20 protein-coding genes are annotated in these 22146 nt (G+C 70.1%); 11 read left to right on the top strand and 9 right to left on the bottom strand.

Translation table 11 applies throughout. The annotated features are described in order from the left end of the window. Positions 1-2: 2 nt before the first annotated feature. Positions 3-1511, bottom strand: coding sequence for a circularly permuted type 2 ATP-grasp protein (locus WFI16_RS05975; RefSeq protein WP_442970644.1), 1509 nt, complete (start codon positions 1509-1511; stop codon positions 3-5). A 251-nt stretch (positions 1512-1762) separates the two neighbouring features. On the opposite strand from WFI16_RS05975, the gene WFI16_RS05970 reads away from it, so the two are divergent. The 6 genes from WFI16_RS05970 to WFI16_RS05945 all read left to right on the top strand — a co-directional run bounded on the left by WFI16_RS05970 (position 1763) and on the right by WFI16_RS05945 (position 7048). After that, a complete protein-coding gene (locus tag WFI16_RS05970) occupies positions 1763-2428 on the top strand; it encodes a DUF1194 domain-containing protein (RefSeq protein ID WP_419896873.1) in 666 nt (221 codons plus the stop codon). A gap of 308 nt (positions 2429-2736) precedes the next feature. Then, on the top strand, positions 2737-3300 hold the full coding sequence (locus tag WFI16_RS05965; protein WP_419896872.1) for a transglycosylase SLT domain-containing protein: 564 nt from the start codon (positions 2737-2739) through the stop codon (positions 3298-3300). 243 nt (positions 3301-3543) lie between these two features. After that, complete coding sequence (locus tag WFI16_RS05960; RefSeq protein ID WP_419896871.1) at positions 3544-4386, top strand: transporter substrate-binding domain-containing protein; 843 nt, start codon at positions 3544-3546, stop codon at positions 4384-4386. 77 nt (positions 4387-4463) lie between these two features. Further along, positions 4464-5126, top strand: a complete 663-nt coding sequence (locus tag WFI16_RS05955; protein WP_419896870.1) for an amino acid ABC transporter permease — start codon at positions 4464-4466, stop codon at positions 5124-5126. Positions 5127-5131: 5 nt separating this feature from the next. After that, positions 5132-5911, top strand: a complete 780-nt coding sequence (locus WFI16_RS05950; RefSeq protein WP_442970643.1) for an amino acid ABC transporter ATP-binding protein — start codon at positions 5132-5134, stop codon at positions 5909-5911. A 6-nt stretch (positions 5912-5917) separates the two neighbouring features. Then, positions 5918-7048, top strand: coding sequence for an enolase C-terminal domain-like protein (locus WFI16_RS05945; protein WP_419896868.1), 1131 nt, complete (start codon positions 5918-5920; stop codon positions 7046-7048). A 325-nt stretch (positions 7049-7373) separates the two neighbouring features. Here WFI16_RS05945 and glnA read toward each other — a convergent pair whose 3' ends face one another. Together glnA and WFI16_RS05935 are read right to left on the bottom strand one after the other, a co-directional pair. Continuing rightward, a complete protein-coding gene (gene glnA, locus WFI16_RS05940) occupies positions 7374-8813 on the bottom strand; it encodes a type I glutamate--ammonia ligase (RefSeq protein ID WP_419896867.1) in 1440 nt (479 codons plus the stop codon). 211 nt (positions 8814-9024) lie between these two features. Next, entirely contained in the window at positions 9025-9363 is a 339-nt protein-coding gene (locus WFI16_RS05935; RefSeq protein ID WP_007002535.1) for a P-II family nitrogen regulator, read from the bottom strand. A gap of 383 nt (positions 9364-9746) precedes the next feature. Here WFI16_RS05935 and WFI16_RS05930 point away from each other — a divergent pair, with 383 nt between their 5' ends. Both WFI16_RS05930 and WFI16_RS05925 read left to right on the top strand, forming a co-directional pair. After that, complete coding sequence (locus WFI16_RS05930) at positions 9747-10931, top strand: aminotransferase (RefSeq protein ID WP_419896866.1); 1185 nt, start codon at positions 9747-9749, stop codon at positions 10929-10931. Positions 10932-11131: 200 nt separating this feature from the next. Continuing rightward, a complete protein-coding gene (locus tag WFI16_RS05925; protein WP_419896865.1) occupies positions 11132-11401 on the top strand; it encodes an HU family DNA-binding protein in 270 nt (89 codons plus the stop codon). Between the two features lie 48 nt (positions 11402-11449). Here the strand turns inward: WFI16_RS05925 and WFI16_RS05920 are convergent, their stop codons facing one another. The 3 genes from WFI16_RS05920 to WFI16_RS05910 all read right to left on the bottom strand — a co-directional run bounded on the left by WFI16_RS05920 (position 11450) and on the right by WFI16_RS05910 (position 14095). Next, entirely contained in the window at positions 11450-12424 is a 975-nt protein-coding gene (locus tag WFI16_RS05920) for a Bug family tripartite tricarboxylate transporter substrate binding protein (RefSeq protein WP_419896864.1), read from the bottom strand. Positions 12425-12581: 157 nt separating this feature from the next. Continuing rightward, complete coding sequence (locus WFI16_RS05915) at positions 12582-13298, bottom strand: ribonuclease activity regulator RraA (RefSeq protein WP_419896863.1); 717 nt, start codon at positions 13296-13298, stop codon at positions 12582-12584. Positions 13299-13309: 11 nt separating this feature from the next. Next, positions 13310-14095: an SDR family oxidoreductase gene (locus WFI16_RS05910; protein ID WP_419896862.1), complete on the bottom strand. Its 786-nt coding sequence runs from the start codon at positions 14093-14095 to the stop codon at positions 13310-13312. A 116-nt stretch (positions 14096-14211) separates the two neighbouring features. On the opposite strand from WFI16_RS05910, the gene WFI16_RS05905 reads away from it, so the two are divergent. After that, on the top strand, positions 14212-15063 hold the full coding sequence (locus tag WFI16_RS05905) for a LysR family transcriptional regulator (protein ID WP_419896861.1): 852 nt from the start codon (positions 14212-14214) through the stop codon (positions 15061-15063). Here WFI16_RS05905 and WFI16_RS05900 read toward each other — a convergent pair whose 3' ends face one another. From WFI16_RS05900 to WFI16_RS05890, 3 genes are all read right to left on the bottom strand, one after another. Next, positions 15064-15363, bottom strand: a complete 300-nt coding sequence (locus tag WFI16_RS05900; RefSeq protein WP_419896860.1) for an alkylphosphonate utilization protein — start codon at positions 15361-15363, stop codon at positions 15064-15066. Positions 15364-15466: 103 nt separating this feature from the next. Next, complete coding sequence (gene ydiJ, locus WFI16_RS05895) at positions 15467-18514, bottom strand: D-2-hydroxyglutarate dehydrogenase YdiJ (protein WP_419896859.1); 3048 nt, start codon at positions 18512-18514, stop codon at positions 15467-15469. 14 nt (positions 18515-18528) lie between these two features. Beyond that, the gene (locus tag WFI16_RS05890; RefSeq protein ID WP_419896858.1) at positions 18529-19317 is read right to left on the bottom strand and encodes an enoyl-CoA hydratase/isomerase family protein; all 789 of its coding nucleotides are present in this window, start codon (positions 19315-19317) and stop codon (positions 18529-18531) included. A 192-nt stretch (positions 19318-19509) separates the two neighbouring features. On the opposite strand from WFI16_RS05890, the gene WFI16_RS05885 reads away from it, so the two are divergent. Then, entirely contained in the window at positions 19510-20502 is a 993-nt protein-coding gene (locus tag WFI16_RS05885; RefSeq protein WP_419896857.1) for an ABC transporter substrate-binding protein, read from the top strand. Continuing rightward, entirely contained in the window at positions 20489-22144 is a 1656-nt protein-coding gene (locus WFI16_RS05880; protein ID WP_419896856.1) for an ABC transporter permease, read from the top strand. Before WFI16_RS05885 ends, WFI16_RS05880 begins: the two co-directional genes overlap by 14 nt. The last annotated feature ends 2 nt before the right edge of the window (positions 22145-22146 follow it).

The following is a 22146-nucleotide window of genomic DNA, read 5'->3' as shown; positions in this document are numbered from 1 at the left end:
TTTCAGTTTTCTCCCGGGGGCGGGGTGATGGTGGTGAGCGTCTGCGACTGCGTCATGCCGCCCATCGTCTGGGTCTGGACGGACAGGACATCCTCGACGACCCAGGTGTCCTTGGTGCCGCCGCCCTGGCTGGAATTGACCACCAGCGAGCCGGGGCGCAGCGCGACGCGGGTCAGCCCGCCGGGCACCATGCGCACGCTCCGGCCGAACAGCACGAAAGGGCGGAGGTCGACATGGCGCGGCGCGAAGCCCTCCTCGCACAGCGTCGGCACGGTGGAGAGCGCCAGCGTCGGCTGCGCGATGTAGTCGCCCGGCTTCGCGCGGATGCGGGCGGCGAAGTCGGCGCGCTGCTCCTCGGTGGCATGCGGGCCAACCAGCATGCCATAGCCGCCGGAGCCGCGCGCCAGCTTCACCACCAGCTTGTCGAGATTGGCCAGGACGTGCTCGCGGTCGGCCTCGCGCTCGCACATGAAGGTCGGCACGTTGGAGAGGATCGGCTCCTCGCCGAGATAGAAGCGCACCATCTCGGGGACATAGGGGTAGATCGCCTTGTCGTCGGCGATGCCGGCGCCGGGCGCATTGGCCAGCGCGACATTGCCCGCCTTGTAGGCCGCCATCAGCCCGGGCACGCCGAGCGCGCTGTCGGGCAGGAAGGCCTCGGGGTCGAGATAGTCGTCGTCGATGCGGCGGTAGATGACATCGACCTTCTGCGGCCCGGCGGTCGTGCGCATGAAGACCTGCAGGTCGCGCACGAAGAGGTCAGCGCCCTCGACCAGCTCGACGCCCATCTCGTCGGCCAGGAAGGAGTGCTCGTAATAGGCGCTGTTGTAGGGGCCCGGCGTCAGCACCACGACCTTGGGATCGCCCTGACAGCTCGCCGGCGCCAGGCTCTTCAGCGTCTCCAGCAATTCTTCCGGATAGTGGCTGACCGGGGCGATGCGGTGCCGGGTGAACAGCTCGGGGAAGAGGCGCAGCATCGCCTCGCGGTTCTCCAGCATGTAGCTGACGCCGGAGGGCGTGCGGCAATTGTCCTCGAGCACGTAGAACTCGTCCGGCCCGGTGCGCACCAGGTCGATGCCGCTGATCACGGTATAGACGCCACCCGGCGGGGTGAAGCCTTCCATCTGCTTCAGGTAGCCCTCGTTCTCCAGCACCAGCTCGGCCGGGATGCGGCCGGCCTTGATGATCTCCTTCGGGCCATAGACATCGGCCAGGAAGGCGTTCAGCGCCCGCACCCGCTGCTCCAGCCCCTGGCCCAGCCGGTCCCATTCGGCGCGCGACAGGATGCGCGGGATGACGTCGAAGGGGATCAGCCGCTCGGGGTCGCCGCCCTCCGTATAGACGGCGAAGGTGACGCCGATGCGGCGGAACAGCACCTCGGCCTCCCGCCGCTTCTGGTCGAGGGCTTCCTGGCCGGTGGCGTCCAGGAAACGCGCCATCTCGGCATAGGGGGGACGGATGACGCCGTCGGCGTTCATCTCGTCGAAGGCAGCGGCAGGGCGATCGGCCACGTGGTTCCGGCGTCCTCATCAAGGGGCGGGCGCGACAGCGCCTCCGCCCCAGTTGAGCAAGCCGGGCCGTCTCCGCGCAAGCCGCCTTCGCAGCCTGGCGACCGGTCCCGGTGCCCGGCCGGCCCCGCTTTGCCCAAGCTGGCGGCAAACCTGCCCGCCGCGGCGGCGGCCACGGCTTCCGCTTGACCCGCGGCCGGAGGGCGGCCGAGGCTTCCCCTGCCCCGCCCCTCCTTCCCCGCGGAGACCGCAGGATGCGCCGCCGCCCGCTGCTTGCCGTGCCTTTCCTGGCGATGTCCACCGCTGCCGCCGCGGAGACCGCCGTCGATGTCGCGCTGGTGCTGGCGGTCGACGCCTCCGGCAGCATCGGCGAGGAGGAATTCCGCCTGCAGCGCGAGGGCTGCGCCGAGGCGATCACCCACCCGGCGGTGCTGGCGGCGATCCGCGGCGGCGCGCTGGGCCGCATCGCCCTGGCCATGGTCGAATGGGGCGCCCCCGGCGGCGCCGCGACCGTGGTCGGCTGGCAGGCGGTGCAGGATGCCGGCAGCGCCGCGGCGCTGGCCGCCCGGTTCCGCGAGGCGCCGCGCTCGGCCCAGAGCTGGAACGCCATCGGCGATGCCATCGACCATGCCAGCGCCCTGCTGCAGGCCTGCCCCTTCGAGGCGACGCGGCAGGTGATCGACGTCTCCGGCGACGGGCCGGACATGCGCGGGCTGCGCCGGGCGCCGCTGGCCCGCGACGAGGCGGTGGCCGCCGGCATCACCATCAATGCCCTGGCCATCCTGCGCGGCCGCCCCGGGCTGGTGGAAAGCTACCAGGCCGAGGTGATCGGCGGTCCGGGCGCCTTCGTGCTCACCGCCGACGGGCGCGCCGATTTTTCCCGCGCGCTGCGCGCGAAGTTGGTACGGGAAATCGCCTGAAAGGCGAAAACGGCGCCATTTTCGGCCTGTCCTCCGAAAGTTTCATCAGGACATGCTGATATCTTGATGTGGTGAACGGAATTTTTCTCGCGACAAGTTTTTTCTTTGGAGCGGGAACCGCCTGTGGTAGCGACAGTTGCATGACGTCCGCGATCCGCCGGATGGTGCCCCCGCACCATCCACGCTCCGCGGCGTTCCCGGTCCATTCGGCACGGAGCGCCTTCAAGCCTCGCCAAAGAGGCACCACGCATCGGCCCCGCAAGGCACCACCAAGAAGGTGGTTGGGGATGTTCTTTCTGGGAGCCGCCTTGCTCGCTGCTCCCCTCGCTTTCAGCCAGCCGGCCGAGGCCGGTCCGCGCAATGCCTGTCTCGAGGCGGTGCGGGCGGCGGAAGTGAAGCACGATCTGCCCGAAGGCCTGCTGGTGGCTGTCGCCCTGGCGGAATCAGGTCTTCATGCGCATGCGCTGAATATCGGCGGCCGGGCCTACTACCCGGAAAGCCGGTCGGAAGCGCGGGCCCTGCTGGTGCAGGCGCCGGCACGCGCCTCGGTGATGGCTGGCTGCGTGCAGGTCAATGCCCGGGTGCATGCCCGCAACGGCAATGACTGGCCGCTCGACCCGGCGCGTTCGGCCGACTGGGCCGCCCGCTACCTGCGCATGCACTACGAGAACACCGGCAACTGGTCGGATGCGCTGCGCCGCTGGAATGGCGGTGGGGCTGCCTCGATGAAGCTGGTCTGCCGCGTCGACGCCAAGCTGCAGGTGGTGAATCCCGGCTCGACCGTGCTCGGCGATCCGGATTGCGGCCGCAGCCAGGTGGCGCGCGGCCGGCGCGATGGCCGCGCCCTGCTGGAGCTGGCGGAAGCCAACTGACCGTCTCGCGGACGTCAAACTGACAGAAATGCCAGGCAGGGCCGGAGGAATCATTCCTCCGGCCTTTCTTCATGCCCGCTGCTGACCTTAACAATTGTGCAGCTTCTGATGCGCCCTCCCCGAGGCGGTCACATGCCGCTAAGAAGGTCATTGAAAGCCGCCGCCACGGGGATGCTTTTCGATAACCGGCAGGGGCCGCGCACCGGGAATACGGGCCGTTCCGCCGCAACATGGAGATCGACCATGGTTTCACGTCGCATGATGGGCAGCGCGGCCGGCCTGGCACTGGCGATGGCCGCCGCCTCGGCGGCCCCGGCGGTGGCGCAGGGCACGCCGGGCGAATCGACCTTCGAGCGTATCCGCCGCACCAAGAAGCTGCGCAGCGCCGCGGTGCCGGGCGGCGCGCCCTACTACCACAAGGATCTCGCCAGCGGTCAGTGGCGCGGCTTCTACATCGACCTGCTGAAGATGCTGGCCGAGGAGCTGGAGTGCGAGCTCGAGCTGACCGAGACCACCTGGGGCAACGCCGTCCTCGACCTGCAGTCGAACAAGATCGACATCTTCTTCGGCCTGAACCCGACGCCGAAGCGCGCCCTGGTGGTCGACTTCTCCGTGCCCTGCTTCAGCAATGCCTTCTCCTTCCTGGTGAAGCGCGGCTTCTCGCCGAAGACCTGGGACGAGCTGAACAAGCCCGAGGTGAAGATCGCCGTCGACACCGGCTCCTCGCAGGACCAGGTGGTGACGCGGCTGCTGCCGAAGGCCAGCGTCTCCCGCTTCAAGAGCGCCGACGAGGCGACCATGGCGGTGCAGTCCGGCCGGGCCGACGCGCAATGCCTGGTGCTGATCCTGGCGCTGACGGCGGCGAAGAAGATCCCCAACCTCGGCGGCGTCGCGGTGCCGACGCCGATCTTCGCCACCACCTCGAATGCCGGCTTCCGCCGCGAGGCCGACAAGACCTGGCGCGACTACGTCAACACCTGGATCGAGTTCAACAAGGGACTCGGCGCGGTGCGCAGCGCCATCGTCTCCAACATGGAGCTGGTCGGCATCTCCGAAGCCGATTTCCCGCCGGGCGTCTCGCTCTGATCCTCAGCCGACCGACGTGACGACCACGCGCCGCCGGGGGGCCTGCCTCCGGCGGCGCGCCTTTCCGGGATCGACGCATGTACCAATGGGATTTCGCTGTTGTCTGGAGCTATCGCTGGCTCTTCGTGAACGGGCTCGGCGTGACGCTGGCCTTCACCCTGGCCATCGTGGTGCTCGGGCTGCTCGCCGGGCTGGTCTCGGGCCTGGCGCGGCTGTCGTCCTTCGCGCCGATCCGCTGGCTCAGCCAGGCCTATGTCGAGGTGTTCCGCTGCACGCCCGTGCTGGTGCAGCTGGTCTGGTTCTACTACGCCCTGCCGATGCTGGCGGGCATCGAGATGACGGCGACGACCGCCGGCATCCTGGCGCTCTCGCTCTATGGCGGCGCCTTCTATTCGGAGATCGTGCGCGGCGGCATCGCCTCGATCGAGACCGGGCAGAGCGAGGCGGCGCTGGCGCTGGGCATGACGCCGGCCCAGTCGATGCGCCGCATCGTGCTGCCGCAGGCGCTGAAGCGGATGGTGCCGCCGCTGATGAACCAGTCGATCATCCAGCTGAAGAACACCTCGCTGGTCTCGGTCCTCGCCGTGCCCGACCTGCTCTACCAGGGCCAGGCGGCGGCGCATGACAGCTACCGCCCGCTCGAGATCTACACCGTGGTCGCCGTGATCTACTTCGTCGTGCTGTTCCCGCTGACGCTGCTGGTCAACCGGCTGGAGCGCCGCCTGGCGCGGGCCGACTGAGGGGAATGGCGATGAGCGAACAGCCCATGATCGAGGTCGCGGCCCTCAGCAAGACCTTCGGCGACAACACCGTGCTGCGCAGCGTCGAGCTGAAAGTCGCGCGCGGCGAGGTGGTGGCGCTGATCGGCCCCTCGGGCTCCGGCAAGTCCACCCTGCTGCGCTGCCTGAACCTGCTGGTGGTCCCCGATGGCGGCCGCGTCCGCGTCGGCGAGCTCAGCTTCGCCTTCGGCAGCGGCGCGAAGCTGCCCGGCACCCAGGCCCTGGCGAAATTCCGTGCCGCGACCGGCATGGTCTTCCAGCAATTCAACCTGTTCCCGCACATGACGGTGCTGGCCAATGTCATGGAAGGCCCGCTGACCGTCCGCCGCATGGCCCGCCCGGCGGCCGAGACGCTGGCGCTCAGCCTGCTGGCCAAGGTCGGCCTGTCCGACAAGGCGGAGCAGTACCCCTCCCGCCTCTCCGGCGGCCAGAAGCAGCGCGTCGCCATCGCTCGCGCGTTGGCGATGGAGCCGGCGGTGATGCTGTTCGACGAGGCGACCAGCGCCCTCGACCCCGAGCTGGTCGGCGAGGTGCTGGGCGTCATGCAGGCACTGGCGGCGGAGGGCATGACCATGGTCATCGTCACCCACGAGATCGCCTTCGCCCGCGAGGTCGCCGACCGCGTGGTCTTCCTGCGCGACGGCGTCATCCTGGAGGATGGTCCGGCCCGCCAGGTGATCGATTCCCCGCGGGAGGCCGCGACCCAGGCCTTCCTCTCCCATTTCCACCGCCAGCGCGAGGCCTGATCGCCCATGAATGCCGGTCCCATCATCGAGCGCATGCGGGTCTTCCTGGTGGAAAGCCCGATCAAGATGGCCCGCGCCCAGGGCGTCGGCTCGGTCAAGGGCAGCGTGCGGCGCGTGCTGCTGCAGCTGACCGCCAGCGATGGCACCGTCGGCTGGGGCGAGGCTGCCCCCTGGGAGGTCTTCACCGGCACGCCGGAAGCCGCCTTCCTGGCGCTCGACCTCTATCTCCGCCCGATCGTGGTGGGCGCGCCGGTGCGCCGGCTGCGCAGCCTGATGGCGAAGATGGATCGCGCGCTGACCGGCCACCCGGAATCCAAGGTCGCGGTCGAGATGGCGATGCTCGACATTCTCGGCTGGCAGACCGGGCTCGGCGTGTCGGAGCTGCTGGGCGGCCGAGTGCGCGACACCATCCCCCTCTCCTTCTCCATTGCCGATCCCGACTTCCAGGCCGACCTGGCGCGGATGCATGCGATGGTCGCCGACGGCCACCGCCTGTTCAAGGTGAAGACCGGCGTGAAGCCGCATGCCGAGGACATGGCGCATCTGGAAGCCATGCGCGACGCCTTCGGCGACCGCATCGACCTGCGGCTCGACTACAACCAGGCGCTGGAGCCGTTCCGCGCCATGACCGTGCTGCGCGATGTCGATCGCTTCCGCCCGACCTTCATCGAGCAGCCGGTGCCGCGCCGGCACCTCGACGCCATGGCCGGCTTCTGCGCCGCGCTCGACACCCCGGTGCTGGCCGACGAGAGCTGCTTCGACGCCAACGACCTGATGGAAATCATCCGCCGCCAGGCCGCCGACGCCATCAGCGTGAAGCTGATGAAGGTGGGCGGCCTGCTGAAGGCGCAGGCGCTGATGGCCATCGCCGACACCGCGGGGCTGCCCGGCTATGGCGGCACGCTGTGGGAAGGCGGCATCGCGCTGGCCGCCGGCACCCAGCTGATCGCGGCCACCCCCGGCATCTCGCTGGGCTGCGAGTTCTACATGCCGCACCACGTGCTGACCGAGGACGTCCTCGAGGAACGCATCCCCCAGGTGAATGGCGAGGTGGTGGTGCCGGACATGCCGGGCCTCGGCATCCGCATCAGCGACTATTCGCTGAAGCACGGGGCGAAGCATCTGGCGGAAGCCTAGACAGGGATAAGGCCAGGGGAATGAATTCCCCTGGACCCCTTTTTTTTCTGTCTGATTGCCATGTCCACGTGGCGACGGGACGTGAAACGGCCAGTTCACAGCACGACCTTTGCGGTCGTGCTGTTTTTTTATGCAGATGGCGTCCCGCCATGATGCCCTTGCGACGGCGCCCTCGAAGCTCTGGTCATTGAACGGCCGATAGTCAGAAAAAAGATGGGGGCTTGGGGGAATTCATTCCCCCGACCTGCCTCTGCCCTGTGCCGCAGACACAAAAAACCGGGGGAGATTGCTCTCCCCCGGCTTCCAGCGCTGATCGTGGGAACGATCAGACCGAGTAGTACATCTCGAACTCGACCGGGTGCGGGGTGTGCTCGAACTTGTACACATCCTGCCACTTCAGATCGATGTAGCTCTCGATCTGGTCCTTCGAGAAGACGTCGCCGGCGAGCAGGAACTCGTGGTCGGCGGCCAGGGACTCCAGCGCCTCGCGCAGCGAGCCGCAGACCGTCGGGATGCCCTTCAGCTCTTCCGGCGGCAGGTCGTACAGATCCTTGTCCATGGCATCGCCCGGGTGGATCTTGTTCTTGATGCCGTCGAGGCCGGCCATCAGCATCGCGGCGAAGGCCAGGTAAGGGTTGGCGGTCGGGTCGGGGAAGCGGACCTCGACGCGCTTGGCCTTCGGGTTGGTCGCATACGGGATGCGGCAGGAGGCCGAGCGGTTGCGGGCCGAATAGGCCAGCAGCACGGGGGCCTCGAAGCCCGGGATCAGGCGCTTGTAGGAGTTGGTCGACGGGTTGGTGAAGGCGTTCAGCGCCTTCGCGTGCTTGATGATGCCGCCGATGTACCACAGCGCGTAGTCGGACAGGTCGGCATAGCCGTTGCCCGCGAAGATCGGCTTGCCGGCCTTCCAGATCGACTGGTGGACATGCATGCCCGAGCCGTTGTCGCCATAGATCGGCTTCGGCATGAAGGTCGCCGACTTGCCGTAGCTATGCGCCACGTTATGGATCACATACTTGTAGATCTGCATGTGATCGGCCTGCTGCACCAGCGGGCCGAACTTGGTGCCCAGCTCGTGCTGCGACTGCGCCACCTCGTGGTGGTGCTTCTCGCCGGCGACGCCCATCTCGATCATGGTCGAGAGCATCTCGGCGCGCAGGTCGACTTCGCTGTCGACCGGGTTCACCGGGAAGTAGCCACCCTTGACGACCGGGCGATGGCCCATGTTGCCTTCCGGGTAGTCCTTCATGCTGGCGCCCGGGCCCTCGATGCTGTCGAGGGAGTAGTGGCCGAAATTGCCACCGGTGCCGAACTTGACGTTGTCGAAGATGAAGAACTCGGCTTCCGGACCGAAGAAGGCCGTGTCGCCGATGCCGGTCGAGGCCAGGTAGGCCTCGGCCTTCTTCGCCGTCGAGCGCGGGTCACGCGAATAGGACTGGCCGGTCGAGGGCTCGATGATGTCGCAGAACAGGATCAGCTGCGGCTTGGCCGAGAACGGGTCCATGCAGGCCGAGGCCGCATCCGGCATCAGGATCATGTCGGACTCGTTGATCGCCTTCCAGCCGGCGATCGAGGAGCCGTCGAACATGATCCCGTCCGTGAACATCTCCTCCTCCATGGTGGAGACGTGCTGGGCAGTGTGGTGCCACTTGCCCTTCGGGTCCGTGAAACGGAAGTCCACGTACTCGACGCTGTTCTCCTTGATCATGTCCATGACCTTGGAGACAGCGCTGGGCGCTGCGGCGGCTGCGGGCTTCTTCGCCATCGTGTGTGGTCCTGTTCCCTAAGACACTCTCGGTAGTCGCGCGGTGCGGGGGCTTTCCCCGTCCGCGGGGCAGGAGCGGCCGTGATCGGCGCTGTCCTGCCACGAAATCGGCCGGCCCTGGCGGCGCTGCCGCCCTGGCCGGGATGGCGCGCCGCGCCGGCCGCCCGTCAGACCCTGCCGGGCCGCGGGCCGCCCGCCGGCGCCCTGGCGGTCAGACCGCGTCCTCGCCGCGCTCGCCCGTGCGGATGCGGATCACTTCCTGCACGTCCGAGACGAAGATCTTGCCGTCGCCGATGCGGCCCGTGCGGGCCGCGGCCTGGATCGCCTCGATGGCGCGCTCGGCCAGGTCGTCGGAGCAGACCACCTCGATCTTCACCTTCGGCAGGAAGTCGACGACATATTCGGCGCCGCGATACAGCTCGGTATGCCCCTTCTGGCGACCGAACCCCTTCGCCTCCACCACGGTCAGGCCCTGCAGCCCGATCTCGTGCAGCGCGTCCTTCACCTCGTCGAGCTTGAAGGGCTTGATGATCGCCTCGATCTTTTTCATCGGCTCCGTCCACGGCACAGCCCGGAGAGGCTGGCACCGTCCTTCCTTCCTCCCGGGTCTTCCGCGCTGTCCGGAGGCTGGCTCCAGGCCCTGCGCGGCTTGACTGCTGTGTTGCATGCCATGGCCTCGCCCGGCAATGCCGGGCAGCGGCTTTTTCCACCCCCGCAAGCCCCGCCAACCCCGCCTCCGCCCGGAGTTGAGGCAGGCTGCCTCCAGAAGTGGCAGGCATGCACGCATCGAGGTTGCGTCCCCTGCCCCGCCTCGACATTATCGCCGCGCGCCCGGGGCCGGGGCGGGGGGCGGTGCCCCTGAAGCAGCGGGCCGCCTTGTTCCCCGCCGGGCGCGCCGCCCGCGCCGGGGCCGTGCTGGACAGACATCCGCCCATGAAGCCGCAGAACGACCTGCTTTCCGCCACCGGCACCACCGTCTTCACCGTGATGTCGGCGCTGGCCGTGCAGCACGGCGCCATCAATCTCGGCCAGGGCTTCCCGGACTACGAGGGGCCCGAGGATGTGGTGCGGGCCGCCGCCGACGCGCTGCTGGACAACCGCAACCAGTATCCGCCGCTGACCGGCCTGCCCGAGCTGCGCCAGGCGGTGGCGGCGGCGAATCGGCGCTTCTACGGCCTCGAGATCGATCCGAATGCCGAGGTGATCGTCACCTCCGGCGCCACCGAGGCGCTGGCCGCCTCGCTGATGGCGGTGATCAATCCGGGCGACGAGGTGGTGCTGATCGAGCCGCTCTACGACACCTACCTGCCGGTGGTGAAGCTGCTCGGCGCGGTGCCGCGGGTGGTGCGGCTGTCGCCGCCGAAATGGGAGCTGCCGCGCGCCGAGCTGGCCGCCGCCTTCGGGCCGAAGACCAAGGCGATCCTGCTGAACTCGCCGATGAACCCGGCCGGCAAGGTCTTCACCGCCGCCGAGCTGGCCTATATCGCCGAGCTCTGCCAGCGCCACGACACCTATGCTGTCTGCGACGAGGTCTATGAGCACCTGACCTTCGACGGCTGGAAGCACATCCCGCTGATGACGCTGCCGGGGATGCGCGAGCGCTGCATGCGCATCGGCTCGGCCGGCAAGACCTTCAGCCTGACCGGCTGGAAGGTCGGCTACATCACCGCCGACCGCAGCCTGGCGGCCAATGTCGCCAAGGCGCACCAGATGCTGACCTTCACCACCGCGCCGAACCTGCAGCGCGCGGTGGCCGTCGGCCTGGCCAAGGACGACGCCTATTTCGACAGCCTGTCGACCGAGCTGCAGGCGCGGCGCGACCTGCTGGCGGCCGGCCTGACCGAGCTCGGCTTCGGCGTGCTGCCGACCCAGGGCAGCTATTTCATCACCTGCGACATCACGCCGCTCGGCTTCGCCGGCGACGACGTCGCCTTCTGCCGCCACCTGACCGAGACCGCCAAGGTCACCGCCATCCCGGTCTCGGCCTTCTATGCCGGCCATGACGCGCCAAAGCATTTCGTCCGCTTCGCCTTCTGCAAGCGCGAGGCGGTGCTGGTGGAAGCCCTGCAGCGGATGCGCGCCTGGAAGGCCGCGAACCCCCTCGCCCAGGCCATCTGAGTTCCTGCCCGGGCCGACGGCCCCTGGTCGCCGGCCCGTTGCGTAAACTTCGGCTTTCGCCTCGTCGAAGTTGCAGTCTGGTTCTGGAAATGCGCGCAGAGGGTTGCTAAGCACCGCAACCGTTACTTGCCGCTTTTCGACAAAAAAACATTAATCAACACGCCAGACACAACGCCAGACAGAACGAAAGTCACACCAGCATGTCCAAAGCCTTCATCTCCCAGGTCCTGCAGGATTCCACGGGCTGCACCGGCGTTGCCGCCAACCGCGCCGCCGGCGATCTGATCGCTGCCATCGTCAAGGAAATGAAGAAGTCGGGCGGCTTCACCCTGCCGAGCTTCGGCACCTTCACTGTGCGCAAGACCAAGGCGCGCAAGGGCATGAACCCGCGCACCGGCGAGCCGGTGAAGATCAAGGCCGGCAAGACCGTCCGCTTCAAGGCCTCGCCGAACCTGCGCAAGGCGGTCTGAGCGACCTGCGCGGGGCAGCGGCATCGCCGCTGCCCCGACCAGAGGAGACTACTGGTCCTTCCAGGGCTTGCGGGCCCACATCTCCTGCAGACGGTTGGCCAGGCTCAGCACCTGGGTGCGGTACTCGTCGCCCACCGCGCCCTTGACCGGCAGCGCCAGGCGCTGCGCATCGGCCAGGAACTGCGGATCGGCCAGCGCCTTGCTGCAGGCCTCGGCCAGACGCTGCGACACCTCGGGCGGCAGGCCCGGCGGCGCCACCAGGCCGCGCTGGGCGCCGGCCACCACCTTCACCCCCTGCTCGGTCAGGGTCGCGATCTCCGGCAGCGCCGGGTCGCGCGCGGCGCCGGCCTGCGCCAGGCAGCGGAAGCGGCCGTCGCGGAAGCCGGGATTGCCCTCGCTGACATTGAAGCAGCCGACATCGATATGGCCGCCAAGCACCGCCGTCTGCAGCGGCGCCGCGCCGTTGAAGGGCACGTGGCTGAACTCGACGCCCGGCAAGGCCTGCTCGAGTTCCAGCATCACCAGATGGTCGTCGGAGCCGATGCCGGTGGTACCGAAGCTGAGCGCGCCGCGGTCCTTCTTGGCACGCGCGATCAGGTCGTTCAGGTCCTTGATCGGCGAATCCGTCTTGACCCAGAGCCCGCCGGGATCGTCGACGACATTGGCCAGGTAGGAGAAGTCGGCGACGCGGTAGCGCACCTGCCGCTCATAGGGGATGGTCATCATCGCCGGCGAGGTGACAGCGCCGATGACATAGCCGTCCGGCCGCGCGTTGAAGGTCGCCTCCATGCCGATCTGGCTGCCGGCGCCGGGGCGGTTCTCGACGATGAAGGTGGCGCCGGGCAGATGGCGCTGCACATGCGGCAGGAAGACGCGCGCCATCTGGTCGACGCCGCCACCCGGCGGGAAGGGCACGTAGCAGACGATGGGACGCTCGGTGGGCCAGGCGGCGGCGGAAGCGATGCGCGGCGCGAACAGGCTCGCGGCGCCCAGCGCAGCCAGGCTGCGGCGGGTGACAGTCATGGACTCTTTTCCTTTTCCCGGTTCCCGGCCGCCGGCCGGCCCCTTATCAGCGGGGGCCGTGCCTGCTTCCGGTCTTTCTTTAGCGCAGCGGGCGTGGCCCCCTGCCCTCGTCAATCAGCCGCGTCGCCGGACAGCGTCCGGCGACAACCGACAGAAATCACTTCTTGCGGGAGGCCTCGTAGCGGGCCTTGTTCTCCGCGTTGGGCGGATAGAGGCCGGGCAGCGAGGCGCCCTTCTCGACCTCGCCCATGATCCAGCTTTCCTGCGCTTCCTGCTCGGCGGCCAGCGCGGTGATCTCTTCCAGGATCGCCTGCGGGATCAGCACGGCGCCGTCATCGTCGACCACCACGACATCATTCGGGAAGACGGCGACGCCGCCGCAGCCGACCGGCTCCTGCCAGTTGATGAAGGTGAGGGCGGCGACCGACGGCGGCGCGGCATTGCCCTGGCACCAGACCGGCAGGCCGGTGCCGATGACGCCGGCGCCATCGCGCACCACGCCGTCGGTGATCAGGGCGGCGACGTTCTTCTTCGCCATGCGGGCGCAGAGGATGTCGCCGAAGATGCCGGCATCGGTGCTGCCCATGGCGTCGGCGACGACGATGACGCCTTCCGGCATCGCCTCGATGGCGCTGCGGGTGGAGATCGGGTTGGACCAGCTGGCCGGCGTCGCCAGGTCCTCGCGGGCCGGGACGAAGCGCAGGGTGAAGGCGCGGCCGACCAGGCGCGGCTGGCCCGGCTTCAGCGGCCGGGTGCCGCGCATCCAGACGTTGCGCAGGCCCTTCTTCAGCAGCACCGTCGTCAGGGTGGCGGTGGAGATGCCGGAGAGGGTGTCGATGATCTTCTGGTCGAGCGGAGCGACTTCGACGGACATGGTGATGACCTTCAGATGCTGGCGATCAGCCCGCCATCCACGCGGATGACCGAGCCGTTGATGTAGGAGGCACGGGTCGAGGCCAGGAAGGCAACCGTGTCGCCGTATTCCTCGGGACGGCCATAGCGGCCGGCGGGGATGGAGGCGGTGCTCTCGGCCGAAACCTGCTCGACGGGGCGGCCTTCGCGCTTGGCCTTCTGCTCGTCGAGGAACTTGATGCGGTCGGTGGCGACGCGGCCCGGCAGGATGATGTTGGCGGTGATGCCGTGGCCGCCGACCTCGCGCGCCAGGGTCTTCGACCAGCCGAGCAGGGTCGAGCGCAGCGCGTTGGACAGGCCGAGATTGGGGATCGGCGCCACCACGCCCGACGAGGTGCTGGTGATGATGCGGCCCCAGCCGGCGGTCTTCATGCCCGGCAGGACGCGGTCGGTCAGCGCGATGACCGACAGCACCATGGCGTTGAAGTGCTTGGCCCAGACGGCCGGGTCCTGGCCGGAAACCGGGGTCGGCGGCGGGCCGCCGGTGTTGTTGACCAGGATGGCGACCGGGCCCAGCTCGGCCTCGATGCGGGCGACGCTGGTCTCGACGCCGGCCAGGTCGGCCAGGTCCCAGACCAGGCTGATGGCCTGCGTGCCGGCGGCCTTCACGGCGGCTTCGGTGCGGGCCAGGCTCTCGGCGCTGACATCGGCGAGCGCCAGCCTGGCACCCTCGGCCGCCAGCGACGCCGCGATGGCGCTGCCCAGGCCGCCGCCGGCGCCCAGCACCAGGGCGACCTTCCCCTTCAATCCGAGATCCATCTTTCTTCCAGTCTTTCCCGATGCGGCCGGGGGCCGCGATGGGGGCAGTGTGCGGGCTGCGTCCCCATCAGAAAACCCTTCCTTTCCTGCTTTCGGAAGATAGTTTTCCTTGTCGTATGGACACCCGATTCCTGGACAGCTTCGTCACCGTGGTCGAGGAGGGCTCGATCGCCGCCGCCGCCCGCCGGCTGAACCTGACGCCGGCCGCCCTCGCCCAGCGGATCCGCGCGCTGGAGGAGGAGCTGGGCGCCCGGCTGCTGCTGCGCGCCGGCCGGGCGGTGGCCCCCTCCGAGGCGGGGCTCGCGATCCTTGAGCGGTCGCGGGCGCTGCTGCGCGACCTGCGCGACCTGCGTGATTCCGCCACCGGCGGCGGGCTGGCGGGCGAGCTGCGGCTGGGCGCCATCGCCACCGGGCTGACCGGGCTGCTGCCGGGGCTGCTGGCGCGGATGGCGGCGCGCTATCCGGGGATGGAGGCGCATATCTCACCCGGCATCTCGGCCGAGCTGTATCGCCGGGTGCTGGTGGGCGAGCTGGATGCGGCGCTGATCGTGCAGCCGGATTTCTCGCCGCCGAAGAGCTGCGCCTGGCATCTGCTGCGGGAGGAGCCGCTGGTGCTGCTGGCGCCGGAAGCGCTGGCCGGGGCGGAGCCGCATGGGCTGCTCGCGACGCAGCCTTTCATCCGCTACGACCGCGACCAGTGGGGCGGGCGGCTGGCGGATCGCTACCTGCGCGAGGCGCGGCTGCGGCCGCGGGAGCGCTACGAGCTGGACGCGCTGGACGCGATCGCGGTGATGGTCGACCGGGGCCTGGGCGTCGCGCTGGTGCCCGACTGGGCGCCGCCCTGGCCGGCCGGGCTGCGGCTGGCGCGGATCGCCCTGCCCCGCCCCTGCCCGCCGCGCCGCATCGGCGTGCTGTGGCAGCGGAGCAGCGCGCGGGCCCGGCTGGTGCGGGCCTTCCTGGAAGCCTGACTACTTCTTGCGGACGAATTCGGTGCGCAGCACCAGGCCCTTGATGGTGTCGTGGCGGCAGTCGATCAGCTCCGGGTCGTCGGTCAGGCGGATCGAGCGGATGACGGTGCCCTGCTTCAGGGTCTGGCTGGTGCCCTTGACCTTGAGGTCCTTGATCAGGGTGACGGCATCGCCATCGGCCAGCAGATTGCCCGAGGCGTCCCTGGCCTGAGGCTTCGCGGCTTCGGCGGCGGCCGCAACCTCGCTGGCCGGGCGCCATTCGCCGGTGGCTTCGTCGTAGATGTAGTCGTCGTTGCTCATGTGTCTTTCTGTCGCGTCCCGCCTGTGAGGCAGACCGCGGCAGCCTTGCAGAAAAAGATGATGGGGGGTTCCGGGGGGAAGAATTCATTCTTCCCCCCGGTGCTTAGGCGGCTTTGGGCAGTTGCTCGCCCGGCGCCTGCCGCAGCCGGGCCAGCAATGCCTGGATCGGGTGCTGCAGCCGCTGGTCGTCCAGCCGCTTCACCTGGCTGCGGCAGGAATAGCCGGTGGCCAGCAGGCGGTCACCGTGCTTCGCCACGTGCTGCTGCCAGCTCAGGGCGTAGAGCTGCGCCGAGGTCTCGCGGTGCTCGGCCTCGTGGCCATAGGTGCCGGCCATGCCGCAGCAGCCGGAGGCCAGGATGGTCAGCGGCGTGCCCAGCCGCATGAAGACCGCCTGCCAGTCCTTCAGCGAGGCGGTGGCATTGGTCCGCTCGGTGCAGTGGGGCAGCAGGGCGAAGCCCTCGCCGGGGGGCAGCTGCGGCAGCAGGGCCAGGCGGCGGGCCAGCCATTCCTGCGGCAGCAGCACGCTGGGTGCGTCGAGCCCGGCATAGTCGCTGCTGCGATAGGCCAGCGTCATCGAGGGGTCGAGGCCGATCAGCCCGATGCCGGTGGCGGCGAGCTCGCGCAGCATGGCGGCATTGGCCCCCGCCTGGCGGCGGAAGGCGCCGAGGAAGCCATGCACATGCAGCGGCTTGCCATTGGGGCGGAAGGGCGCCAGCCAGGGGGTGAAGCCCAGCCGGGTCAGCGCCTCGGCCAGGTCGAGGACCAGCGACGTCTCGAAATGGCTGGTGAAGGCGTCCTGGACGAGGACGACGTGGCGGTCGCGCTCGGCCGTCGGGATGGCGGCCAGCGCCTCGCGGGAGGCGAGCAGGACGCCGCGGCGGGCGGCCTCGCGCAGCAGGTCGATGCCGGTCAGCAGCGGCGCATCCACCAGCCCGAGCTTCTTCCCGACGACCTTCCCCAGGGCGCTGCCGAGGGCGAAATTGGCAAGGGCGGGGACGCGGGCGGCCAGCGGCAGCGCACGCTCCATCTGACCCATCAGGTGGTGGCGCAGCGGGCGCAGGTAGCGGCCGTGATAGATCTCCAGGAAGCGGGCCCGGAAGCTCGGCACATCGACCTTGATCGGGCATTGCCCGGTGCAGGACTTGCAGGCCAGGCAGCCATCCATGGCCTGCTTGACCTGGTGGGAGAAGTCCTCCTCGCCGCGCCGCAGGGCCAGGGTGGCGCGCAGCCGGGCCGGCCAGTCGCGCAGCCGGGCGCCGCGCGCGAGGGCGGTGGCCTCCCGCGTCGGATCAATGCCGGCGGCGGCGAGCTGGCGCAGCCATTCGCGGAACAGGCTGGCGCGGCCCTTCGGCGAATGGCGGCGGTCGCCGGTGACCTTGAAGGACGGGCACATGGCGTCCTGCAGGTCGTAGTTGAAGCAGGCGCCGTTGCCGTTGCAGTGCAGCGCCTCGTCATAGCCAGCGCGCACCTCGGGCGGGATGGTGCGGTCGAGCTGGCCGCGCATGGGGACGCGGTCGATGGCCAGCAGCGCCTCGCCATCCGGGCCGGCGATCTTGCCGGGGTTGAGCTGGTTGCGCGGGTCGAAGGCGGCCTTGACCGCCTGCAGCGCCGGGTAGAGCGGCCCGAAGACCTCGGGGACGTATTCCGAGCGGACGCCCTTGCCGTGCTCGCCCCAGAGCAGGCCGCCATACTTCCGGGTCAGCGCGAAGACCTCGTCGGAGACGGCACGGATCAGCTGCTCGGCGCCCTCGGCCTTCATGTCGATGGCCGGGCGGACATGCAGCACGCCGGCATCGACATGGCCGAACATGCCGTATTCCAACCCGCGGCGGTCCAGCGCCGCGCGGAACTCGGCGATGTAGTCGGCCAGGTTCTCCGGCGGGACGGCCGTGTCCTCGACGAAGGCGATCGGCCGGCGGTCGCCCTTCATGTTGCCGAGCAGGCCGACGCCGCGCTTGCGCATGCCCTGGATGCGCTCGCCGGCGGCGTCCCAGGCGATGGTATAGCCGCGGCGTCCCGCCGCCCGGCCCTCGGCCTTCAGCCGGTCAACGACCGGGTCGAGGGTGCGGCGGACCTCCGCCTCGGAATTGCCGACGAACTCGATCAGGTTGATGCCGGCCGCCGCCCCTTCCGGGTCATCGGGGAAGAACTCGGCGATGCCGGACCAGACGATGTCGCCGCGGGCCAGGCCCAGCACCTTGGAATCGACGGTCTCGACCGAGGCGGCGCCGAGCGCCATCAGCACCCGGGCGTCGCGCAGGGCGGCGTCGAAACTGTCGTAGCGCAGGTTGACGAGCGCGCTGCGCTTCGGGATCGGCAGGACGCGGATGCGCGCCTCGGCGATCATCGCCAGCGTGCCTTCCGAACCGCACAGAAGAGAATTCAGGTTGAAGCGGCCCTGCTCGTCGCGCAGATGCGCCAGGTCGTAGCCGGTCAGGCAGCGGTTCAGCGGCGGAAAGCGCTCGGCAATGAGCGCCGCATGTTCGCGGAAGATGCCGTCGGCGACGCGGTGGATGGCGCCGACCATGTCCTGGCGGCGGGCGACCGGGGCCAGTTCCTCGTCGGTCAGCGGCCGGCTGTCCCAGAGGGTGCCGTCCATCAGCACGACGGACAGCGACAGCACATGGTCCCGCGTCTTACCATACAGGCAGGAACCCTGGCCGCAGGCATCGGTGGAGATCATGCCGCCCAGCGTCGCGCGGTTGCTGGTCGAGCATTCCGGGGCGAAGAACAGGCCCAGCGGCTTGATGGCGGCGTTCAGCGCATCCTTGACCAGGCCGGGCTCGACGCGGACCCAGCCTTCCTCGGCATTGACCTCGAGCAGGCGGTTCATGTGGCGCGAGACATCGACGACGATGCCATCGGTCAGCGACTGGCCATTGGTGCCGGTGCCGCCACCGCGCGGGCCGATGGCGACACCGTGGAAGCGCGGATCGGCGCTGACGCGGGCGATCCGCTGCAGATCCTCGACCCCGCGCGGGAAGACCACCGCCTGCGGCTGGCGCTGGTAGATGGAATTGTCGGTGGCCATCATCAGCCGGTCGTCGAAGCCGGCGGAGAGGTCCCCCGCGAAGCCGCGCAGACGCAGCTCGTCCAGGAAGGCCAGGGCGGGCGCGGCCGGGGCGGGCAGGTCTGCGAGGCGCGGGATCATGCGGGGGTGAAGCCTTACTCGCCCTTCCAGACGGGGGGGCGCTTGTTGAGGAAGGCATCCATGCCTTCGCGGAAATCCTGGCTCATATAGCACATCAGGATCAGGTCCTTGCCCTCCTCCGAGGAGATCGCCGGGCGCAGCCGGCTGATCGCCTCCTTGGTGGCGCGCAGCGTCAAGGGGGCGTTGGCGGCGACGGTCTTGGCCACCTCCAGCGCGCGGGCCTGCAGGTCGGCGCCCTCGGGCAGCACCTCGTGCAGCAGGCCGATCGCCTTGCCTTCCTCGGCCTCGACCAGGCGGGCGGTGAAGATCATCTCCTTGGCGCGCGACGGGCCGATCAGGGCGACCAGGCGGGAGAAGGCGCCCATGGACAGGATGTTGCCCAGCGTCTTGGCGATCGGGAAGCCGAAGCGGGCATTGGCGGCGCCGATGCGGATGTCGCAGGCGGCCGCCAGCGCGCCGCCGCCGCCGGTGCAGGCGCCGGCGATGGCGGCGATGGTCGGCTTGGGGCAGGCTTCCAGCGTGGCGATGACGCGGCCGACCCGCTCCTCATAGGCGATGGCGTCCTCGGGGGACTTGAAGGCGCGGAACTGGTTGATGTCGGTCCCGGCGGCGAAGGCCTTGTCGCCCGAGCCGGTCAGGATGATGGCGCGGACCGACTTGTCCTCGGCGACCTCCTGGCAGAAGGCGGCCAGCCGCTCATACATGGCGAAGGTGAAGGCGTTGCGGGCCTGCGGCCGGTTGAAGGTGACGCGGGCGATCCCGCCCTCCAGCCGGTCGAAGAGGATGTCGTTGTCCGTATCCATCGCCTGCAGCCCTCCCGTTGGTGCCTTTCCGCCGGGGCCTTCTGGCACCTCGGCGGGAAGCTTCGTCATAAGATCGCACCGATGGCCTGTAAACATGGGGGGACCGTCACCGAAACTTCACCTGCCCCCCCTGCCCGAGCGGCCGCGGCGGCGGTAGGGAGGCGGCTTCGGCCCAGAGGGGGGGAATATTCGATGATGCGGCGCGCAGGCTTCCTGAAGCTCGGGCTTCTGGCCCCCTTGGCGATGCCGTCCCTGCTGCGCGCCCAGGGCCTGGGCGGCCGGCTGACCCTCTATACCAGCCAGCTGGAGCCCGATGCGGCGAAGACGGTGGCCGCCTTCCGCGCCCGCCACCCTGGCGTCACGGTGGAGTGGATCCGTGGCGGCACCAACCAGATCCTGCCGCGGCTGCGCGCCGAGCTCGCCGCCGGGGCGCCGAAGGCCGATGTGCTGCTGCTGGCCGACAGCCTGACCTTCGAGGGGCTGAAGCGCGAGGGCCTGCTGCGGCCGAGCCCCGAGGTCGCGCTCGGCGGCGTCCCCGCCGAACGCCATGACCCCGACCGCTGCTACTTCGCCACCAAGCTGCTGACCACCGGCATCGTCGCCCATGCCCGCGCCCCCTTCGCGCCGGCGGCCTGGGCCGATCTGCTGAAGCCCGCCGCGCGCAACCTGACCGCCATGCCCTCCCCGGCCGTCTCCGGCGCGGCGGCGATCCATGTCCAGGCGGTGGCACAGTCGCCGGCGCTGGGCTGGGCCTATTGGGAGAAGCTGGCGGCGGCCGGGCTGCAGCCGCGCGGCGGCAACGGCGCCGTGCTGCAGGCCGTCGCCGGCGGCGAGCGCGCCTTCGGCATCATCGTCGATTACCTGCCCATCCGCGAAGCCGCCCAGGGTGCCCCCCTGCGCTTCATCACGCCGAGCGAGGGCGTCAGCGCCATCACCGAGCCCGCCGCCATCCTGAAATCCAGCCGCAATCCCGAGGCGGCGGCGGCCTTCCTGTCATTTCTGCTCTCGCCGGAGGGGCAGGCCCTGGCGGCCGAGCAGGGTTTCCTGCCCGCCGATCCGGAGGTCGCCCCGCCGGCCGGCTTCCCCGACCCGAAGACGCTGAAGCTGCTGCCCTTCGACGTCGCGGCCGCCAGCGCGAGCCTCGCCGCCGACCTCCGTCGCTTCGCCAGCCTTGTCGGCCAGTAACCGCGAGACACTGCCGCCGCTGGCCTGGGCGGCGCTGCTCTGGCTGGCGGCGATCGGCCTGGCGCCGGCGCTGCGCCTGCTGGCCGAGGCGCCCGGCGCGGCGCTGCCGGCGCTCGCCGCCGATCCCGGCATCTGGCGGGCCGCCGGGCGCAGCCTGTTCGTCGCCGGCGGCGCGGCGCTGCTGGCCGGCCTGCTGGGCGCGTCCCAGGCCTGGCTGCTGCTGCTGCACGCCCTGCCGACGCGCTCCTTCCTGCTGTTCGCCAGCGTCCTGCCGCTGCTGGTGCCGCCGCAGATCATGGCGCTGGGCTTCAGCCAGCTCGGCGGCCCCTCCTCCGCCCTGCTGTTGGCGCTGGACCTGGCGCCGCCGCTGGGCACGCCGAACCCGCTCTACGGGCCCGGCGGCATGATCCTGCTGCTGGGCATCCAGGGCGCCCCGTTGGTGCTGCTGGCCATCGCCGGCCTGGCGCGCCGGCTGCCGGGCGAGTTTCTTTCGGCGGCCGGCAGCCTGGGCGCCGGGCCGGCGGCGACGCTGCGCCGGGTGGTGGCGCCGCTGCTGCTGCCGGGGCTGCTGGCCGGGATGGGGCTGGCCTTCGTCGCCGCGCTCGGCAATTTCGGCATCGCCGCGCTGCTCGGCATCCCCGGCCGCTACCCGCTGCTGACTCTGCTGATCTGGCAGAAGCTTTCTTCCATCGGTCCGGCGGCGCTGGCCGAGGTGGCGGCGCTGTCCCTGCTGCTGGCGGCCCTGGCCTTGCCGGGGCTGTGGCTGCAATTCGCCGCCGCCCGCGCCGGTGCCTGGGGCAGCAGCAACGGGCGCGCGCTGCGGCCCGCCCCCGGGAACGCCGCCACCCGCCTCGCCCTGCCGATCCTGCTGCTCTACCTGCTGGCAGTGCTGGCGCTGCCGCTGGCGGCGCTGCTCTGCACCGCGCTGGCGCCGGCGACCGGCGTGCCGCTGACCGCGGGCAATGCCACGCTGCGGCATTTCGCGGCGAGCCTGGCGCCGGGGGCGCAGACCCTGCCGGCGCTGGGCCATTCGCTGCTGCTGGCGGGCGGCGCCGCGCTGCTCCTGGCGCTGGCGGCGCTGCCGGTCGCGCTGAACCAGCACCGCCGGTCCGTGCGCTGGGCGACGCTCGGCGTCGACCTGCCCTATGCCCTGCCCGGCGCCTGCACCGCCGTCTCGGTGATCCTGCTGGTGCTCGGGCTGCCCGGCGGCGGCGCGGTCTATGGCACGCTGGGGCTGATTCTTTTTGCGTATCTGGCGCGGTTCCAGGCGCTGGCCCTGCGGCCGGTCGCGGCAGCGGCGGCACGGCTGGACCCGGCATTGGACCGCGCGGCGCAGTCGCTCGGCGCCGGGGCGCTGCGGCGGCTGTGGCGGGTGCAGCTGCCCTTGCTGGCGCCGGCGCTGGGCGCGGGCGGGCTGCTGGTCCTGCTGATGGCGGTCAACGAGGTCACCGTCAGCGCCCTGCTGCATGGGCCGGGCAGCCAGACGCTGGGGGTGCTGGTCTTCAACCTGCAGGATGCCGGCCAGGGCCCGCAGGCCGCGGCGACCAGCTGCCTGGCGCTTCTTGTCACCGCCGCGCTGATGCTGCTGGCGACGGCATTCGCCAAAAAACTGCCGCCGGGCACCCTGCCCTGGCGGCCCTGAGC

Source organism: Roseomonas sp. USHLN139 (genome assembly GCF_037145735.1).
GTDB lineage: Bacteria > Pseudomonadota > Alphaproteobacteria > Acetobacterales > Acetobacteraceae > Pseudoroseomonas.
Note: the sequence above shows the minus strand (reverse complement) of the source record. Positions and strands in the feature narration are given on the sequence as shown.

Excerpts from the sequence above, each read along its gene's own strand:
- WFI16_RS05960 (WP_419896871.1), top strand. The coding sequence starts at position 3,544 with ATGGTTTCACGTCGCATGATGGGCAGCGCGGCCGGCCTGGCACTGGCG.
- ydiJ (WP_419896859.1), bottom strand. The coding sequence starts at position 18,514 with ATGATCCCGCGCCTCGCAGACCTGCCCGCCCCGGCCGCGCCCGCCCTG.
- WFI16_RS05885 (WP_419896857.1), top strand. The coding sequence starts at position 19,510 with ATGATGCGGCGCGCAGGCTTCCTGAAGCTCGGGCTTCTGGCCCCCTTG.
- WFI16_RS05955 (WP_419896870.1), top strand. The coding sequence starts at position 4,464 with ATGTACCAATGGGATTTCGCTGTTGTCTGGAGCTATCGCTGGCTCTTC.
- WFI16_RS05890 (WP_419896858.1), bottom strand. The coding sequence starts at position 19,317 with ATGGATACGGACAACGACATCCTCTTCGACCGGCTGGAGGGCGGGATC.
- WFI16_RS05915 (WP_419896863.1), bottom strand. The coding sequence starts at position 13,298 with ATGTCCGTCGAAGTCGCTCCGCTCGACCAGAAGATCATCGACACCCTC.
- WFI16_RS05930 (WP_419896866.1), top strand. The coding sequence starts at position 9,747 with ATGAAGCCGCAGAACGACCTGCTTTCCGCCACCGGCACCACCGTCTTC.
- WFI16_RS05945 (WP_419896868.1), top strand. The coding sequence starts at position 5,918 with ATGAATGCCGGTCCCATCATCGAGCGCATGCGGGTCTTCCTGGTGGAA.
- WFI16_RS05925 (WP_419896865.1), top strand. The coding sequence starts at position 11,132 with ATGTCCAAAGCCTTCATCTCCCAGGTCCTGCAGGATTCCACGGGCTGC.
- WFI16_RS05970 (WP_419896873.1), top strand. The coding sequence starts at position 1,763 with ATGCGCCGCCGCCCGCTGCTTGCCGTGCCTTTCCTGGCGATGTCCACC.
- WFI16_RS05920 (WP_419896864.1), bottom strand. The coding sequence starts at position 12,424 with ATGACTGTCACCCGCCGCAGCCTGGCTGCGCTGGGCGCCGCGAGCCTG.
- WFI16_RS05935 (WP_007002535.1), bottom strand. The coding sequence starts at position 9,363 with ATGAAAAAGATCGAGGCGATCATCAAGCCCTTCAAGCTCGACGAGGTG.
- WFI16_RS05905 (WP_419896861.1), top strand. The coding sequence starts at position 14,212 with ATGGACACCCGATTCCTGGACAGCTTCGTCACCGTGGTCGAGGAGGGC.
- WFI16_RS05950 (WP_442970643.1), top strand. The coding sequence starts at position 5,132 with ATGGCGATGAGCGAACAGCCCATGATCGAGGTCGCGGCCCTCAGCAAG.
- glnA (WP_419896867.1), bottom strand. The coding sequence starts at position 8,813 with ATGGCGAAGAAGCCCGCAGCCGCCGCAGCGCCCAGCGCTGTCTCCAAG.
- WFI16_RS05910 (WP_419896862.1), bottom strand. The coding sequence starts at position 14,095 with ATGGATCTCGGATTGAAGGGGAAGGTCGCCCTGGTGCTGGGCGCCGGC.
- WFI16_RS05900 (WP_419896860.1), bottom strand. The coding sequence starts at position 15,363 with ATGAGCAACGACGACTACATCTACGACGAAGCCACCGGCGAATGGCGC.